13 protein-coding genes and 1 tRNA gene are annotated in these 17531 nt (G+C 65.4%); 10 read left to right on the forward strand and 4 right to left on the reverse strand.

Annotation, left to right across the window (positions count from 1 at the left end):
- Positions 1 to 37: 37 nt before the first annotated feature.
- The gene (locus G6R19_RS09430) at positions 38 to 1867 is read left to right on the forward strand and encodes an ABC-F family ATP-binding cassette domain-containing protein (RefSeq protein ID WP_163164300.1); all 1830 of its coding nucleotides are present in this window, start codon (positions 38 to 40) and stop codon (positions 1865 to 1867) included.
- Between the two features lie 492 nt (positions 1868 to 2359).
- Here G6R19_RS09430 and G6R19_RS09435 read toward each other — a convergent pair whose 3' ends face one another.
- A complete protein-coding gene (locus G6R19_RS09435; RefSeq protein ID WP_163164301.1) occupies positions 2360 to 2986 on the reverse strand; it encodes a TetR/AcrR family transcriptional regulator in 627 nt (208 codons plus the stop codon).
- Between the two features lie 176 nt (positions 2987 to 3162).
- Here G6R19_RS09435 and G6R19_RS09440 point away from each other — a divergent pair.
- From G6R19_RS09440 to sufU, 9 genes are all read left to right on the forward strand, one after another.
- A tRNA-Gln gene (locus tag G6R19_RS09440) sits at positions 3163 to 3234 on the forward strand.
- Positions 3235 to 3340: 106 nt separating this feature from the next.
- Entirely contained in the window at positions 3341 to 4822 is a 1482-nt protein-coding gene (gene glmU, locus G6R19_RS09445) for a bifunctional UDP-N-acetylglucosamine diphosphorylase/glucosamine-1-phosphate N-acetyltransferase GlmU (protein ID WP_163164302.1), read from the forward strand.
- Entirely contained in the window at positions 4822 to 5802 is a 981-nt protein-coding gene (locus G6R19_RS09450) for a ribose-phosphate diphosphokinase (protein WP_163164303.1), read from the forward strand. The genes glmU and G6R19_RS09450 overlap by 1 nt, the downstream gene beginning before the upstream one ends.
- Positions 5803 to 6084: 282 nt before the next feature.
- On the forward strand, positions 6085 to 6681 hold the full coding sequence (locus tag G6R19_RS09455; RefSeq protein ID WP_163164304.1) for a 50S ribosomal protein L25/general stress protein Ctc: 597 nt from the start codon (positions 6085 to 6087) through the stop codon (positions 6679 to 6681).
- Between the two features lie 98 nt (positions 6682 to 6779).
- The gene (pth, locus tag G6R19_RS09460) at positions 6780 to 7370 is read left to right on the forward strand and encodes an aminoacyl-tRNA hydrolase (protein ID WP_163164305.1); all 591 of its coding nucleotides are present in this window, start codon (positions 6780 to 6782) and stop codon (positions 7368 to 7370) included.
- Between the two features lie 121 nt (positions 7371 to 7491).
- Positions 7492 to 10227: a helix-turn-helix transcriptional regulator gene (locus G6R19_RS09465; protein ID WP_163164306.1), complete on the forward strand. Its 2736-nt coding sequence runs from the start codon at positions 7492 to 7494 to the stop codon at positions 10225 to 10227.
- A complete protein-coding gene (locus G6R19_RS09470) occupies positions 10214 to 12871 on the forward strand; it encodes a LuxR family transcriptional regulator (RefSeq protein ID WP_346010081.1) in 2658 nt (885 codons plus the stop codon). The genes G6R19_RS09465 and G6R19_RS09470 overlap by 14 nt, the downstream gene beginning before the upstream one ends.
- 459 nt (positions 12872 to 13330) lie before the next feature.
- Positions 13331 to 14656, forward strand: coding sequence for a SufS family cysteine desulfurase (locus G6R19_RS09475; RefSeq protein ID WP_163164308.1), 1326 nt, complete (start codon positions 13331 to 13333; stop codon positions 14654 to 14656).
- A gap of 34 nt (positions 14657 to 14690) precedes the next feature.
- On the forward strand, positions 14691 to 15140 hold the full coding sequence (sufU, locus tag G6R19_RS09480; protein ID WP_163164309.1) for a Fe-S cluster assembly sulfur transfer protein SufU: 450 nt from the start codon (positions 14691 to 14693) through the stop codon (positions 15138 to 15140).
- A gap of 74 nt (positions 15141 to 15214) precedes the next feature.
- On the opposite strand, the gene G6R19_RS09485 is transcribed toward sufU, so the two are convergent.
- From G6R19_RS09485 to G6R19_RS09495, 3 genes are read right to left on the reverse strand one after another with little or no spacing between them, the layout of a single operon-like run.
- Positions 15215 to 15436, reverse strand: coding sequence for a hypothetical protein (locus G6R19_RS09485; protein WP_163164310.1), 222 nt, complete (start codon positions 15434 to 15436; stop codon positions 15215 to 15217).
- A 3-nt stretch (positions 15437 to 15439) separates the two neighbouring features.
- Positions 15440 to 15937 (reverse strand): DUF2505 domain-containing protein, encoded by a 498-nt coding sequence (locus G6R19_RS09490; protein WP_163164311.1) that lies wholly within the window; start codon positions 15935 to 15937, stop codon positions 15440 to 15442.
- 42 nt (positions 15938 to 15979) lie between these two features.
- Entirely contained in the window at positions 15980 to 17488 is a 1509-nt protein-coding gene (locus tag G6R19_RS09495; RefSeq protein WP_163164312.1) for an SDR family oxidoreductase, read from the reverse strand.
- Positions 17489 to 17531: the final 43 nt, after the last annotated feature.

The raw sequence follows: 17531 nt of genomic DNA on the forward strand, positions 1-17531 counted from the left end.
TTCAGTTCCTACCTCAGCAGCAGAAAGCAGTTCCCTTTTGGCACACCTTCTTGGCGGCGAGAACCTGACGGTCTCCTACGCAACCCGCACCGTCCTGGACGGCATCACCCTCGGACTCGAAGAGGGTGACCGGATCGGCATGGTGGGCCGGAACGGTGACGGAAAGTCCACCCTGATGCGACTGCTGGCCCTGCGGTCCACACCGGATTCAGGGCGTGTCACCAAGCGGGGCGACGTCAACGTGGGCTATCTGGACCAAAGCGACGTGCTCGACGGCGACCTGACGGTGGGCGGCGCCATCGTGGGGGACCAGGCGGATTATGAATGGGCGCGGAACCCGCAGATCCGGGAGATCATGGGCGGCCTGGTGTCCGACGTCGACTGGCACGCCAACGTCCACGCCCTCTCCGGCGGGCAGAAGCGGCGGGTGGCCCTGGCCAAGCTCCTGATCGAAGACCATGACGTCATCATGCTCGACGAGCCCACCAACCACCTCGACGTCGAGGGCGTTGCCTGGCTTTCCCGGCACCTGAAGACCCGGTGGCGTGCAAACCAGGGTGCTTTCCTGGTGGTCACCCACGATCGCTGGTTCCTCGACGAGGTCTGCAACAAGACCTGGGAAGTCCACGATGGCATCGTGGATCCTTTTGACGGCGGCTACGCAGCGTACGTGCTGGCCCGCGCCGAGCGTGACCGCTCGGCCACCGTGATGGAAAGCAAGCGCCAGCAGCTGGTCAAGAAGGAACTCGCCTGGCTTCGCCGCGGCGCGCCGGCCCGCACCGCCAAACCGAAGTTCCGGATTGAGGCCGCGAACGCGCTCATCGCCGATGTGCCCGAGCCCAGGGATTCCATGGCGCTGAGCAAAATGGCAACCGCGCGCCTGGGCAAGGATGTTTTGGATTTGGAGAACGTCTCGCTGGACTTCCTTGGGGGTGAAGAAGGACAGAAACTGTTCGACAACATCACCCTTAGGCTGGCACCTGGTGAGCGGCTGGGCCTGGTGGGCGTCAACGGCGCCGGCAAGACCACCCTGCTCAAGCTCCTGAACGGCCAGATCGAGCCGACGTCGGGCAGGCTCAAGCGTGGCAAGACCGTGGTTACTGCGGTGCTTACCCAGGAGGTCAAAGAGCTCGACGACGTCTCGGACCTGCGCGTTATCGAAGTGATCGAGCGCGAGAAACGGTCCATCAACGTGGGCGGCAAAGAGTTCACGGCGGGCCAGCTGGTGGAGCAGCTTGGCTTCACGAACGAGAAGCAATGGACTCCCGTGCGGGACCTTTCCGGCGGTGAGCGCCGCCGTCTCCAGCTGCTGCGCCTGCTGGTGGGGGAGCCCAACGTGCTGATGCTCGATGAGCCCACCAACGACCTCGACACCGATACCCTCGCCGCCGTCGAGGACGTCCTGGACGGCTGGCCCGGGACACTCGTTGTGGTGAGCCACGACCGTTACCTCCTGGAGCGGGTGACGGACCATCAGATGGCGCTGCTGGGCGACGGCAAGATCCGCGCCCTGCCGCGGGGCGTGGACCAGTACCTGGAGCTGCGCGAGTCCGCCCTGGCCGGGTCCACGGTCACCGGCGGCGGCAACCCCGTCACCAGCGGCGGTTCGGCCACCGCAGCGGCGACTCCCGCCGGACCGTCCGAGGCCGAAAAGCGGGACGCCCGCAAGGCCAAGAACCGCATCGAACGCCAGCTCGGCAAACTGGAACAGCAGGAAAAGAAGCTCCACGACCAAATGGTTAAAAGCACCGAACAATCGGACTTCGACGCCCTGGCCGACCAAAACAAAAAGCTCAAGGACCTCGCAGGGGAACGCGAAGCCCTCGAACTCGAATGGCTGGAGGCCCTCGAGGTGCTCGGCGAGTAATCGCTTCTCGCGACCGGCTGTGCCCGGCTTGGGTGCCGGAGCCGGCCCTTCGGCGTCGCTTAGACACGACGCGTAGAGGGCACTACGGTCGCTGGGCGACCTCCATGCCCTGACGCGCCGCGATGCGCTCCTTTCCGAAGGACCGCCTCCGGCGAGGGTAACGGCGCCCCACGCTGTGGACGAGAAGGCAACGCGGCTGGCACCTTCGGCGTGGGGTAACGGGGCGGGCGAGACGTTCGTACGGAATGCGCAGCAACAGGGTGCGGGGAATTCTCAAACGGAACCTTCGGCACAACTGGCGTGGGGGGAGACCGGAACGCTCGGCAAGAGTGGTGCGGGGGGCCTTCGCGTAGGAGCGCATCGCGGCGCATCGGGCGCCGGAGGTCGCCCAGCGACCGCAGGTGCCCCTATGCGACGTGTCTAAGCGACGGCGAAGGGCCCTTGCGCCGCGAAGGTAACCAAGGGCACGGAAGGTGACTAGGGGAAGAAAGCTCAGCCCTCGGACTTGAGTTCCGGGTCCTTCTTGAGGCCGGTGAGGCCGTTCCAGGCGAGGTTTACCAGGTGGGCCGCAACAGTGTGTTTGTCGGGCTGGCGGCTGTCCTGCCACCATTGGCCGGTCATGGCGACCATGCCGACGAGCATCTGGGCGTACATGGCGCCGTCCTGGGCGCTGAAGCCCCGGCGGTCGAACTCGTCGGAGAGGATATGTTCCACTTTGGCGGTGACGTGGGAGAGCAGGGTGGAGAAGGCGCCCTCGGGCTGCGACGGCGGGGCGTCCCGCATCAGGATCCGAAACCCTTCGGTGCGGTCTTCGATGTAGGTGAGCAGCGCCAGGGCGGCCCGTTCCACGAGGACGCGCGGCTTCGCCTCCGCGGTAAGGGCGGCGTTGATGGCGTCCAGGAGGATCCGGAACTCGAAGTCCACTACCTGCGTGTACAGGCCTTCCTTGGATCCGAAGTGCTCATAGATGACCGGCTTGGACACTCCCGCGCAGGCGGCGATCTCCTCAATTGTGGTGCCGTCAAGTCCGCGGACTGCGAAAAGGCCCCGCCCGACGTCGATCAGCTGGCTCCGCCGCTGAAGGCCGGTCATCCGTGTCCGCGGAGGGTTGTTGCTCACATTTCCATCATGCACTACCCGCCCCCCACGGATTTGCAGCCGCCCGCCGTGCCAAACATGGGGCGGGCTAGGGGGCAGAAGCGGGGCAAGGACGGGGGACGAAGGGCCTATGTCGCGCGGCGCCCCGAACCCGTGGCAAAATAACTACTTGTGCCCGGCCGCGCGCCACGGCACGGTCCGCTCTGGTGTAATGGCAGCACCCCGGCCTTTGGAGCCGTGGAGTATAGGTTCGAATCCTATGGGCGGAACTGCTGTGCGAGGAGCGTTCAGTAGGATGACATTCGGTGCCGGGACGGCTTCAGGCCGCGGGAGCACCGTAAAACGCCAGCGTAACTTAGCAAGGAGAGCCCGTACGTGATCCCCGAGAATACCGGACCGGCCGCGGTCATCGTTCTGGCGGCAGGCGCCGGTACCCGGATGAAGTCGCGCACTCCCAAGATCCTTCATGAGATTGGCGGCAGGTCCATGGTGGGCCACGCGCTGCTCGCTGCACGGAGCATCAATCCCCGCCAGCTCGCCATTGTGGTCCGCCATGAACGTGACCTGGTGGCCCGCCACCTCTCAGAGCTCGATCCTGCTGCCGTCATTGTGGACCAGGACGAGATTCCCGGCACGGGACGTGCCGTGGAGGTCGCCCTCCAGGCCCTGGACGGGGAACAGCACCTCACCGGAACCGTTGTGGTGACATACGGCGACGTGCCGCTCCTCTCCGGTCAGCTGCTGGCCGAACTCGTGGCCACGCATGAACGCGAAGGCAATGCTGTCACCGTCCTCACGGCAGTCCTTGAGGACGCCACCGGCTACGGCCGCATCCTGCGCGGCGACGACGGGACCGTCACCGGCATCGTTGAACACAAGGACGCCTCCGACGCCCAGCTTCTCATCGGCGAGGTCAACTCCGGCATCTACGCCTTTGACGCTGCCGTCCTTCGTGACGCACTTACGCATGTCACCACAGACAACTCCCAGGGCGAGAAGTACCTCACCGACGTCCTCGGACTGGCAAGGCAGGCAGGCGGCCGCGTCGCCGCCGTCGTCACCGCTGACCGCTGGCAGGTGGAAGGCGCCAACGACCGCGTGCAGCTCTCCGCCCTGGGCGCGGAGTTGAACCGCCGTGTCGTCGAGGCCTGGATGCGTGCCGGGGTGACAGTTGTGGATCCGGCAACCACCTGGATCGACTCTTCCGTGACCCTCGATGAGGACGTCCGGATCCTGCCCAACACCCAACTGCACGGCGCCACCACCGTGGCGAGGGACGCCGTCGTCGGCCCCGACACCACTCTCACGGACGTCACTATCGGTGAAGGCGCCAAAGTGGTCCGGACGCACGGATCAGGGGCGATCATCGGCCCGGACGCCGCCGTCGGCCCCTTCACCTACCTGCGCCCCGGCACTGTCCTGGGCGAAAGCGGCAAGATCGGCGCGTTCTACGAAACGAAGAACGTCACCATCGGCCGTGGTTCCAAGCTCTCCCACCTCGGCTATGCCGGTGACGCCGAAATCGGCGAGGACACCAACATCGGCTGCGGAAATATCACTGCCAATTACGACGGCGAGAAGAAGCACCGGACGGTCATTGGCTCGGGCGTCAGGACAGGCTCAAACACAGTATTCGTTGCCCCGGTCACCGTGGGGGACGGCGCCTACAGCGGCGCCGGCGCGGTGATCCGCAAGGACGTCCCGGCGGGCGCGCTCGCGCTGACGGTTGCCGCCCAGCGCAACACCGAGGGTTGGGTGGCGGCCAACCGCCCCGGTACGCGCTCCGCCGAACTGGCCCAGGCAGCCACCCCAGATTCCTCAAGTACCCCGGCATCTACAGAAGAGGGCAACCAATAATGAGCGAAATTACGGCGCGCGGCGAAAAGAAGCTGGTGCTCGCTACAGGCCGCGCCCACCCAGAGCTGGCCCGGGAGATCGCCAAGGAGCTCGGCACCGACCTCCTCCCGGTTGACGCCTACGACTTCGCCAACGGTGAGATCTACGTCCGCGCCGGCGAGAGTGTCCGCGGAACCGACGCCTTTGTCATCCAGGCACACCCCGCACCGCTGAACAACTGGCTCATGGAACAGCTGATCATGATCGACTCGCTGAAGCGTGCCTCCGCCAAGCGCATTACGGTCGTGTCGCCCTTCTACCCCTACGCGCGCCAGGACAAAAAGGGACGCGGCCGCGAGCCCATCTCGGCCCGCCTGGTGGCCGACCTGTACAAAACCGCCGGCGCCGACCGCATCATGAGCGTGGACCTGCACACCTCGCAGATCCAGGGCTTCTTTGACGGCCCGGTGGACCACCTGATGGCCATCCCGCTGCTGGCGGACTACATCCGGACCAGGGTGGACGCCGAAAACATCACCGTGGTCTCGCCGGACACCGGCCGCGTCCGGGTTGCGGAGCAGTGGGCGGAACGCCTGGGCGGCGCCCCGCTGGCGTTCGTGCATAAGAGCCGGGACCTCACCGTTCCCAACCAGGCCGTTTCGAAGACAGTGGTGGGCCAGATCGAAGGACGCACCTGCGTCCTGATCGACGACATGATCGATACCGGCGGAACCATTTCCGGTGCCGTCAACGTGCTCAAGAACGCCGGCGCCAAGGACGTTATTATCGCCGCCACGCACGCCGTCTTCTCCGAGCCGGCAGCCCAGCGCCTCTCGGAGTCGGGCGCCCGGGAAGTGGTGGTCACCAACACGCTGCCGCTCACCGCGTCACAGCGCTTCCCGCAGCTGACCGTGCTGTCCATCGCTCCGCTGATCGCTCGTGCCGTCCGGGAAGTGTTCGACGACGGGTCGGTCACCAGCCTGTTCGACGGCAAAGCCTGACCTGAATTAACAGTCGGGCCCTGCGCCCGGTGGCCGAGCGTTCGGCTGCCGGGAGCGGGGCCCGTTTTCATGAATCACGGACGGCGCTGGTAGACTCTTCAGCGATACCTTGGCGAGGGAGAGCGCCGGTAACCGTATATACGGAAACCGGACCGCAGTCTCCGTTATCGACTGGGTCTGAATCTCCCTTCGAAGATGGGCCCGGCCACGGCCGCCCGGCGTTGAAGGTCGCAACAGACCTCCGCCCTTGCTGAACACCGTTTAGTTTTCAAGGAGATATCCATGTCTGAGCAGAAGCTCGCAGCAGAAGTACGCACCGAATTCGGCAAGGGCTACGCCCGCCGCGCCCGTATGGCGAACCTCATCCCCGCCGTCATCTACGGCCATGGCGCAGAGCCCATCCACGTGACGCTCCCGGCGAAGGCCACCACCCTGGCCGTCCGTACCGCCAACGCCCTGCTGTCGCTGGACATCAACGGCGAAAGCCACCTGGCCCTGGTCAAGGACGTCCAGCGCGACCCGATCAAGCAGATCATCGAGCACATCGACCTCCTCACCGTCCGCCAGGGCGAAAAGGTGACCGTTGACATTCCGGTCCACGTTGTCGGCGAGCTTGCTCCGGGCAACGTCTTCAACCAGGAACTCACTGTTATCTCCCTTGAGGCCGAGGCAACCCACCTGCCCACCGCCGTCGAGGTCAGCATCGAAGGCCGCACCGCCGGCGAGCACATCCACGCGTCCGACCTGGTCCTGCCCAAGGGCGCAGTCCTCCTCGCCGATGCCGATGCCCTCGTGGTGAACATCTCCGAGGCCACCGAGTCCGCCGAAGAAGGCACCGAAGAAGCCGCTGGTGCTTCCTCCGAGGCAGCAGCAGAGTAACAGCCTGCACGTTTCAACAGTGGCCGGATCCCCAGGGTCCGGCCACTGCCGTGTCTGCCCCGCCGTCCTCACCACAAACCCCCACTTAGGATTGATTCATGACTGACACCTGGTTGATCGTTGGCCTCGGAAACCCGGGTGCGCAATACCAGGGCAACAGGCATAACGTCGGACAGATGGTCCTTGACGAACTCGCCGGACGCGTAGGCGCGGGATTCAAGACGCACAAGGCCCGCGCCCAAGTGGTGGAGGGAAGGCTCGGCATCGGCGGTCCGCGGGTGGTGCTGGCGAAACCCATGAGCTACATGAATGTCTCGGGCGGGCCGGTCTCGGCGCTGGCAAGCTTCTACGGCATCACGCCGGACCGTGTGGTGGCGGTACACGACGAAATCGATATTCCCTTCAATACGGTGAAACTAAAGACCGGCGGGGGAGAAGGCGGCCACAACGGGCTGCGGGACATCTCCAAAGCGCTTGGCACCAAGGACTATCTGCGGGTCCGGGTGGGGGTCGGCAGGCCGCCGGGCCGAATGGAAACGGCCGACTACGTCCTGCGTGATTTTGGCACTGCCGAGCTCAAGGAACTGCCTTTCCTGCTGGACGAAGCCGCCGACGCGGTGGAGCTATTGCTGCGGGAGGGGCTCGCGTCCGCGCAGCAGAAATTCCATCCGGCCAAGTCCGAGCGCTAGCAACATAAAAACTTAAAGCCCCGCCTACCTGTTTCCTTGTCTGCGGCACGGGTAGTCTTTTTCGTAGGCGGGGGAGCAATGGGGCTACATCCCGCTATCGCGGGACGTAGGGGATAAGTTCATGTCAATCGAGCCACTTAGCTGGGGGCGTGGGGCAACATCTCACGACGTTGGGCTGCATACCGAAAATTCCGGCGCGCCCGGGGCGCAACAGTGGTCGGCGCCTGCCCGCGGCGCAAACCTTGAAGCCGTCCGAACAGCACTGGTCAGCGAAGACTCGCTGGGTGTGGTTATCACCGGTGGGCGGGGTGTAGGAAAGTCCTCCCTCGCCCGGGCCGCCGTTTCAGACCTCGGTCCCGACGTCTGGTCCCTGCAACTCCGAAGCGGTCCCGCCGGCGCCAACACACCGTACGGCTGCCTCTCCTTCCTGCTGGCGCGGCTGCCCCAGGCTTACATGGGTTCTCCCACGGCCATCCTGCGTGGGATCACGTCGCTGATCCGGAGTGACGCCGCCGGCCGGCGCTGCATCATCACACTGGACACCTCCGGAAGCATTGACGATATGAGCGCGGGCGTGCTCTTGAACGTCCTTTTGACCGGCACAGCCAAAATCATCGCGGTTGCACCGAAGATCAGCGACCTTCCCGCCGACTTCCACTGGCTGCTCACCGACCGTCGCCTGACTGAGGTCCGGCTCAACAACCTCAACGAGCTGCAGACCCGCCAGGTTCTGTTGTCCTTGCTGGGCCAACGGGTGTCTGCATCGTTGGTCAGCACCTATCACCACATGGTGGGCGGCAACCCCCTGCTGTTGAAGGCGCTTGTCACCGAACAGCGGCTGTCGGGAAACCTCGTTTTGTCCGACTCCGTCTGGACCCTCCGGGACAAGGTGGTACTCGACGGCGCCGCCAGCCTTGACGACATCGTCAGGTCCCGCTGGTCGAGGGAGACCCCGGCAACCAGGGAAGTCATTGAGATGCTCTCCTGCGCCAGGCGGGTGGAACTCTCCAGGCTCACTGCCATTTACCCCGCCGAAGTGGTGGCGGACATGGAGGACGCCGGCCTGCTGGAGATCGATGATTCGGACCACCGTTGGGTTGCGTTGCGTGAAAAATACATCGGCGACGTCGTGCGGTCATGGCTAAGCATTGCCCGGCGCCGGGAACTGCGCAGCGGGCTTTTGGGCGGTACGGAACCCGAGCCGGCGAACATGACCGTCGAGGAACTGATGGCCTTCGCCGCGTGGACACACGAGTGTGAAGCTGAGCTGAGCTCCGCACTGGCCCTCGCCGCTGCCGAGGCCGCAGTCCAGCTCTTTGATCCCCGCTTCGCCTTGACCTACGCAGACATGTTGAAGCGGACAGACCAGGAATGGGTACCCGCCCAGCGTCAGAAGGCTGCCGCGTACCTTCAACTGGACCTGCCCATCCAGGCACTTGCTGCCTTGGACGATATCTCCCAGCCGGAACTTGAGGATGTCGGTGTCGAGGAATACGCACGGGTGGTGGCGGCCAAAGCCAAGGTGATGTTGTGGCTTCCGGACCAGGCAGGCAACGTCCCGGCTCTTCTGGCTGAAGCCAGGGAGCGGCTGGACGCCATGGCTAACAACGCAGCCTGGCCCCATCCGGCAGTGGCTGCCGTCCACCGCGTGGCGCTCAGCGAGTTCGAATACCGCGCGTTCGTTGGTGACTACGCGGCCATGATTCCCGAGCTGGAGGCAGCTGCAGACCCGGCACGGAACCCGGACACCGCCCACCGGATGCAGTCCGCCGTCATCCTGATGACTGCCTTGGCGCTGACCGGACGGGAAATGGATGCCCTGAGCCTGATGCGGCAGCTTGGGGGCCAGATAACGGACGTTTCGCACGTGGTGGGTTTGCGCGAGCAATACACCAGGGAGGCCTACCTGGTGTTGCTGACGGCCGGGCAGTGGCGGCGTTGCATCGACCTCCTGGGCCCACACGACACCGGTGAATACGACCGCCTCCCGTACCGGAGCGCGGCCACTGAACTCGCCGTCGGGCTCGCCTATGTTTATTCCGGCCGGGGTGGCGCTGCCCTGGACCCCCTGATTTCGGCGGTGGCGCAGCTTGAGCTCCAGCCGCTCCAGAATGCCCTCCGCTGTGCCTACGCAGCTACAGCACTGGCCCACGCGCAGACGGGCAATGCTGCCCAGGCCCGCAGGTTCCTGGCCAAACTCCAGCGGATACCAGGCAAGGCAAGTTTTTCCACGGAGAGCATCATCGAGTTCTGCGCCCTGGTTGCGGGGCGCTGGCTGGGAGATTCCGAGTCTGCTGCCGGCTTGAAGCAGTCCGCCCGGCGGAACATGGAGGCAGGTCTTTACACGAACGCCGGGATCAGCCTGCTGGCAGCGACCGTGAACGGCAGCGATGCCGACTTCCGCCTCCTTGAGGAGATCTCGGATCACCGGCAGGGACCGCTGGCGGAAGTCGCCCGGCTGTTGGCCGTGGGGAGCCGGACCAAGGATGCCAAAATCCTTCTCGCAGCAGGGGAAATCGCGGCCACCCTCGAACTGGACACCGTGGAGGCCCGTTGCATGGCGTTGGCGGTGGACTTCGCCCGGCAGGACGGAGATACCATTTCCGCCCGGACCGCCCAGGCCCGGCTGGACATCCTGGCTGCCACTGTGGCGAATCTTCCCATCGTGCCCAGCAGTGGCAGCCCTCTGCTGACCGCCCGGGAGCGCCAGATCGCACGGCTGGCCGGCCGCGGGGCGTCCAACCGTGACATCGCCCTGGAAATGGGTGTGTCCGTCCGCACGGTGGAAGGCCACCTGTACCAGGTCTTCACCAAGCTTGGCGTAACTTCCAGGGGTGATCTGACTGGACTCGTCTAACGGCCACAAACCGGCACACCGCCCCGTCACCGGCCGGCGCGAGCCTTTGGAACGCATCTGCAACATTGTCCGGAACGGGACCAGTCATGCCGTTTTTGTGATGGCAGGGCCCGGGATCGGTAAGACGTCCCTGGCTGAGGCGATCCTGGAGCGGCTTTCCGGGGAGCTCAACATCCTGCAGATTCATGGCAGTTCTGCCTTGGCCACTGTGCCCTTCGGCGTACTGACTCCGTATACCGGAGAGCTGAGCGCCGAAGAGTCGGTCTCACCCGTGGCGGTTCTGCGTTCCATGTGGACGTACTTCGAGAAGCTGAAGGGCGGCAGGGGCGCCCCGGTCCTTCTGGTGGTGGATGATGCCCACCACTTGGACGACTCCTCTGCCGGGGTACTGGCGGACCTGATCTCGGCAGGTTGGGCAACCGTGGTAGCTGCTGCCAGACCCCGGCCGGGCCTCCCGCAGCCGCTGGACCAGCTCTGGTACGACGGCCTTGCCGAGCGGGTGGACCTTCGGCCCCTGAACAGGGAACAGATTGAGGAAGTTCTCGCCCACGTCCTGGATGGAACGGTGCCGGCAGCCACAGTGGATTCAGTGTGGATTGCTTCAGGCGGCAATCCCCGCATCCTCGACGCACTGCTGCACGACGCTGCCGAAAGCGGTGTCCTGGCCAAGCGGAACGGCATCTGGATGCTGCTTGGTCCGTTGCCCGCCGACGGCGGCCAACTCACGGCAGTAGTGACCAAGGACCACATCCGGCGGGGGCCAGAGGAACAGGAGGCGCTGAAGCTCATCGCGCTTGCCGGACCCGTGGGCCGGAAGGTGATCGAGGACATCAGCGGGGCCGCGGTGGTCCGCTCTCTCCTCGACCAGCAGATGATCACCGAGACTTCCGGAGTGCCGGCTGAACTGTCCATGTGGAATGCCCTCTTCGCCACCGCCATCCGGAATACACTCTCGGTGTCGCGAAGCCTGCAGCTGCTCGAAAAGATCCGGGTCCACCAGAACGGCACGGTCCTGCGCGGGGAGGGCAAGCTCAGGTCCGTAGAGTGGGCTTTTGAGTGTGGGCTGCGGGTATCGGACCCCGAAATGCTTGACGCTGCCCGTGAGGCCCTGAGGCGGTTCCGCAACGTAAGCGCACGTTCGATCGCAGCCAAAATCCAGGATCCCGCACTGGTGCCATTGGCCAGGGCCATCCAGGCACGCGCCCTCTACAACGAGGGTGCCTACGGCCAGGCCGCCCACCTTCTTGATGCCTGCTGGCGTCAGCTTTCCGAAGACGCCGAGGGCCCCGCCGTCCTCCTGCTCCGCGCAGCGGCCCACCAGGCCGCCGGCCAGTCCTTGAACGCGTTGGCCGAGGGCGTAAACAGTCAACAGCCTGTTGACGGAGAGCAGAAACGGCAGGACTGGCTCCTGCAGGTCCTGCACCTCCTGCAGCTGGGTGCGGCCGTGGATGCCGGGGCGCTCACCGCCGAGGTCCGGGAGATCCGGAGCACAGCCTCCGAGGAAGCCGGAAGCGAATCCATCAGGGCGCTTGGCGAGGCGCTTCTGGCCCACGCCCTTGCTGCAGCCGGCCGCGCTGGCCAGGGGCTGGATTCCGCCCTCCTGGCTGCCTCGGAACTGCCTGCGCTGGAGGACAGCCTGTTCTTTTTCACCGAGTTCGTGCTGGGCCGGCTGGTGATTGATTACCTGGCGATGGGCGAATGGGAGTCTGCCGAGCGCGAACTCGACAATTACGCGGCTGGCCATGCGCGCGGAGCCGCCACCTTCAACGGAAGCCTGGAGGTGCTTCGCGGCTACTCGCTTCTGCGGCAAGGCCGGATGGAGCGGGCATACCAGGTGCTGCTGCCGGCCGTGGAGGCGCTGAGGTTGAATGATCCGCTGCAGCTGTTCCGCTTCGGGTCTTCGCTGGGCTTCTACGCGGCGGCACGGCTGGGTGACGCAGCGCAGGCCAAACGACTCGAAGAGGACTTCACCGATGCGGTGGCCGGAGGTCCTGCCCACGAGCTGCTGGCTTCAGCATACGGTGCCGCTGCCTCCGAATATCTGTCCCGGGACGGCAAGGGGCTGGCAACGCTCCATACCCTGGCCACCACGCATGATGCCACTTCAAGGGCCGGAACCCTGCTCGAAATCCTGTCCATCTGCTGGGATCTGGGTGACCCATCGGTCATTCCCATGGTGCAGTCGGTGGCGCAGGCGATAGAAGGACGATACGCCCAGGCGATGCTGGCACTGGCAACCGGCTGGGAAGCCGGTGACGGGGATGCCCTGATGGACACGGCAAACTCACTCGAGGAATCCGGCTTTGTGAATCTCGCGCGCGAGGCTTATGCCCGCGCGAGTACCCTCCTGGAGCAGGCCGGAGAACGCCGGCGGTCCAGGCAGGCAGTGGCGCTGCGCGAGAAATGCGACCACGAACTGGGGGAGCGGTTCAGGGAAGGGCGCTTCATTGCTGCTGCTCCCGCCGTCCACCTCACCCGCCGCGAGCAGGACATCGTCGGCCTGGCCGTGCAAGGCCTTACTGACAGGGAAATCGCCCAACGGCTGATGGTCTCTGTACGCACGGTGGAAGGGCACCTGTACCGCACGTACGTAAAGCTGGGTGTCCGCAGCCGCGACGAGCTCGAGTCAGCCCTCCCCAAATAAGCGCTGCCCAACACCTTCCCCTGCCACCTTCCGGCTGGCCAAGCCGCGAGGCTGCATGCCTGCTCAGCCCTTCGACCGGCTGCGGCCGCAGCAATGCGGGTACCGCAGGGTGCCCCGGTAGTCCGGGGACGACGAATTCGAGTACACCCTACTCGTGTGCAGTGTGGCGCCGGAGTATTTACTTAAGGAGGCAAAAAGAACCGGCAGAAGCCGCAAAAGTTGCCTACAGCAGAACAAGCTCCTCCGTCCCGACAAACTTCCGGTCCTTGTGGGCCGGGCTGGTCGGGGCCGGCGACGTCAGAGTCTTCTGAGACCGAGACTCTCCCCCCAGCCGTCGCCGGCCCTCCATTCCGCGGGCTGAAGCCCGGAGCGACTGTGGCGGCTGCCCCTCCAGGCGGCCGCCACAGCCGTGCTGTGGGACAATTGAGTGTCATCCGTTGGCATCTCAAGGAGTTAGTTTTGGCCGTAGTATCAACGCCAGCCACACTGGAACGCGCCTTGCCGGTCATGGATAACGCCGAGGTGCAGCGCATCCGCAACGACTTCCCGGTCCTGGACCAGCTGGTCAACGGACGCCCGCTGATCTATCTGGACTCCGGAGCCACGTCGCAGAACCCGCTGAGTGTCATCGAAGCCGAGCAGGAATTCTATGAGCAGCGCAATGCGGCGGTGCACCGGGGCGCCCACCATCTTGCGGTCGAGGCCACCGAAGCATTCGAGGACGCCCGGCAGACCGTGGCCGACTTCGTAGGCGCCGATTACTCGGAAATCATCTGGACTTCCAACGCCACCGAGGGCCTCAACCTGCTCAGTTATGCCCTGTCCAACGCTGGCCTCTGGGCCGCCCAAGGGCGCGGCGACGCCCGGCTGAAGGACCTGGCGCTGAGCCCGGGCGACGAGATCGTGGTGACGGAGATGGAGCACCACGCGAACCTCATACCTTGGCAGGAACTGGCCTTCCGTACCGGGGCGGCGCTGCGCTACATTCCCGTGGACGACGCCGGAAGCCTCCGCATGGACCTCGCCCCGGACATCGTCGGCGCGCGTACGAAGGTGCTGGCTTTTACGCACGCCTCCAACGTCCTGGGCACCATCAACCCCGTCCGTGAATTGACCGCCCTGGGCCGGAACGCGGGCGCCCTGGTGGTCCTGGACGCCTGCCAGTCTGCACCCCATATGCCGTTGGACGTCAAAGAGCTGGACATCGACTTCGCTGTCTTTTCCGGCCACAAGATGCTCGCCCCCACGGGAATCGGTGTACTTTACGGAAAGCAGGACGTCCTGGACATCCTGCCGCCGTTCCTGACAGGTGGTTCCATGATCACCACGGTGACCATGGAACGCGCCGAATACCTCCCCGCACCCCAGCGCTTTGAGGCCGGAACCCAGCGGATCTCCCAGGCTGTGGCGCTGGCTGCTGCAGCGAACTACCTGACCGAAACAGGGTTGGACCGGATCCACCGCTGGGAGGCTGAGCTCGGCCAGCGGATGATCACCGGGCTCGAGTCCATTCCGGGAATCCGGGTCCTGGGCCCCGCTGCCGGGCAGGACCGGATAGGGCTCGCCGCGTTCGACGTCGAAGGAGTGCACGCCCATGACGTGGGCCAGTTCCTCGATTCGCGGGGGATCGCGGTGCGTGTTGGCCATCACTGCGCCCAGCCCCTGCACCGCCGGCTGGGGCTGACAGCCACCACCAGGGCCAGCGCCTACCTGTACAACACCACCGACGACGTGGACCAGTTCCTGGATGCCGTTGCGGGCGTGCGCGCCTACTTCCGCGCCTAATACATCAAACGCAGACGCACATCGAAGGTATGACATGAGCCTTGACCACCTGTACCAGCAGATCATCCTTGACCATTCCAAAGCCCGCCATGGCAGCGGACTGGCCGGGACGAAGGCACCGGACGGCGCCACCACGGGGCAGTCACACCAGCTGAACCCCGTCTGCGGCGACGAAGTAACCCTGCGCCTGGCCGTCGCCGACGGCAAAGTGGCACAGATTGCCTGGGACGGCGCAGGCTGCTCCATTTCCATGGCGTCCGCCTCCGTCCTCACGGACCTGGCCGAGGGAATGACAGTGGCCGAGATGCACGAGGTGATCGACAACTTCCGCGAGGTCCTCCGGTCCCGGGGCAAAGTACCGGCCGACCCGGAAATCCTCGGTGACGCCGCGGCATTTGAGGGAGTGGCGCGGTACGCCGCCCGCGTCAAGTGCGCCATGATCTCCTGGGTTGCCGCCGAGGACGCGCTCAACCAGGCCGCCTGACAACAGTCCTGACTTAAAGAAGTCCGGCCCTCCTTCCCGCAGGAAGGAGGGCCGGACTTCTCTCAGTAACGAACCTAGCCGAACAGGCCCATGATGCCGATGATGGCGGTGGCGGCCCCCAGCACCATGGAGATGCTGACCAGCACCACGTGAACGGTGAGGAACTTCGTGGCCTTGCCGGCGGCGTCCCGGGCTCGGGGATCCTTCATGACCCGGCGCAGGAACTGCGGCCAAACCACCAGGGACCAGAGGCCGGCGATGACCAGGACCAGCGCGGCGAAGACGGGCAGCTCCACGGACTAGTGGCTTTCCAGCCAGGCCTGTGCCTGCTTGGCCTGAAGGTTCAGTGCCTTGGCAACCATCGGTTCTGCGGCGTCGGCAATCTTTCCGCCGAGGAACGGCACGGAAGACTTTACTTCGCCTTCAAGCTCTACGCGCGTGCCGCCGTCGGCAGCCACCAGCCGCTGCACGGCGGTAACGTCAACGGGGGCGCCGGCGATCTTCAGCGAGATGTTGCTCTGGCGGGATCCGTCCGCCGCGGGGGCGTCCCAGTTTTCCACCTGCGTGACCTTGAGGTGCTCACCCACGAACTTGCGGGCGAACTCGGGAAGCCGGGTGGTGGGAAGGGTACGCACGGACGTGGCGCTGAACGCCCCGGCAACGTCGCCGTCGACCGTGAAGGATTCAAGGCTGCCGCCGACAAGCTGGCTGACGTGGCGCTGGAAATCTTCATTCACCAGGACAGCTGCAACGTTGGGGACGGAGTGCGGAAGGGTGGTGGTTGCGCTCAAGGCCATGGGTCCTCCTGGGACGTGGGGTCAGATTAGGCTCCAAACATCCTACGGGGTCCGGGCTGTCGGTTCCGCATCCACCCTCTTCCGGGCAGCCCCGGTGATATTCCTTGCCATGGCCGGAAAGATCAGGCTGTGGAAGGGAAGGACGGCCAGCCAGTACAGCCGCCCGCTGAGGCCCTTGGGGAAGAAGATTGCCCGCTGCCGGTAGCGGCTGCCGTTCCCGTCCGGCTCCACGGACAGCTCCAGCCATGCCCTGCCCGGAGCACGCATCTCCGCCCGGAGCCGCAGCAGCTTTCCGTGGTCGATCCGCTCCACCCGCCACCAGTCAACCACCTCTCCGGAGGCCAGCGTGTGGGGATGCCGGCGTCCGCGCAGCAGCCCGGCGCCGCCCGTGAGCTTGTCCAGCCAGCCGCGGACCTGCCAGGCCAGCGGCAGGGAGTACCAGCCGTTCCGGCCGCCGATTCCCTCGATGACCGTCCACACGTGGGCAGGATCCACGTCGCCGTGGAAGGTCCGTTCGTCGATGTATACCTTGTGCCCGGCCCAGTCGGGGTCGCTGGGCAAAGGATCGGCGGCCACCCCGGCGTTGGCCCACGTGGTCTCCACCTGGCCGTCGCGTTCCTTGCCAAGGGCCAGGGCGACGGCGGTGCGGTAGCCGGTGAGGCCGCCGTCGGGCTGCGGGATGTACTCGTCGATGTCGTGTTCATTGGACACGGCGTCGTGCTGGAGGGACTGGACCAGCGGCACGGCCATGGACAGCGGGATGGGCGTGGTAAGGGCTACCCACATCCCGGCGAGCTTCGGCGCAGGGACAGGCAGTGCCAGTACCACCCGGTACGGCAAGCCCGCTTCGGCTGCGTACTCCTTCATCATTCCGGCATACGTCAGCACCTGGCGGCAGCCGACATCGAACGTGCGGTTGATAGGTCCCTCCAAAGATGCCGCTGACACGAGGTAGTACAGCACGTCCCGCACGGCGATGGCCTCGATCCGGTTGCGGACCCAGCTGGGCGCCGGCATCAGCGGCAACGTCTCGGAAAGGTGGCGGATCATTTCGAAGGAGGCCGAACCGGAACCGATCACCACTCCCGCCTGGAACACGATGGCGTCCACCGGGCAGTCCAGGAACACTTTGCCCACGGCCTCCCGCGAGCGCATATGGGTGGACAGGTCCACGCCCTTGGGGTGGAGGCCGCCCAGGTAGATGATCCGGCCAACGCCCGCGGCCGCTGCGGCCTCCGCCGCCGCCCGTGCCATCGACTGTTCCTTGGCTTCGAAGCCTGCCCCGGCAGCCATGGAATGCACCAGGTAGTAAAAGACGTCGACGCCGGAAAGCGCCGACCGCAACGCGTCGCCGTCGTCCAGGCTGCTTTCCACAACTTCCACCCTGTCGCGCCACGGGACGCCAGCGATTTTGTCAGGGGAGCGCACCAGGACTTTGACGGTGTGGCCCTCCTCCAGGAGCTTTGGCACCAGCCGGCCGCCGATGTAGCCGGTGGCCCCGGTAACCAGGACAGTCTTGGGTGAACGCTGGGTATTGCTGGTTCCGGTCATGCTGTCTCCTCTTCGTCCTTAAGCTGTTCGGAGCCGCAGCGCG

Origin of the sequence: Arthrobacter sp. Alg241-R88 (genome assembly GCF_900537115.1) — a bacterium.
Taxonomy (GTDB): domain Bacteria; phylum Actinomycetota; class Actinomycetes; order Actinomycetales; family Micrococcaceae; genus Arthrobacter.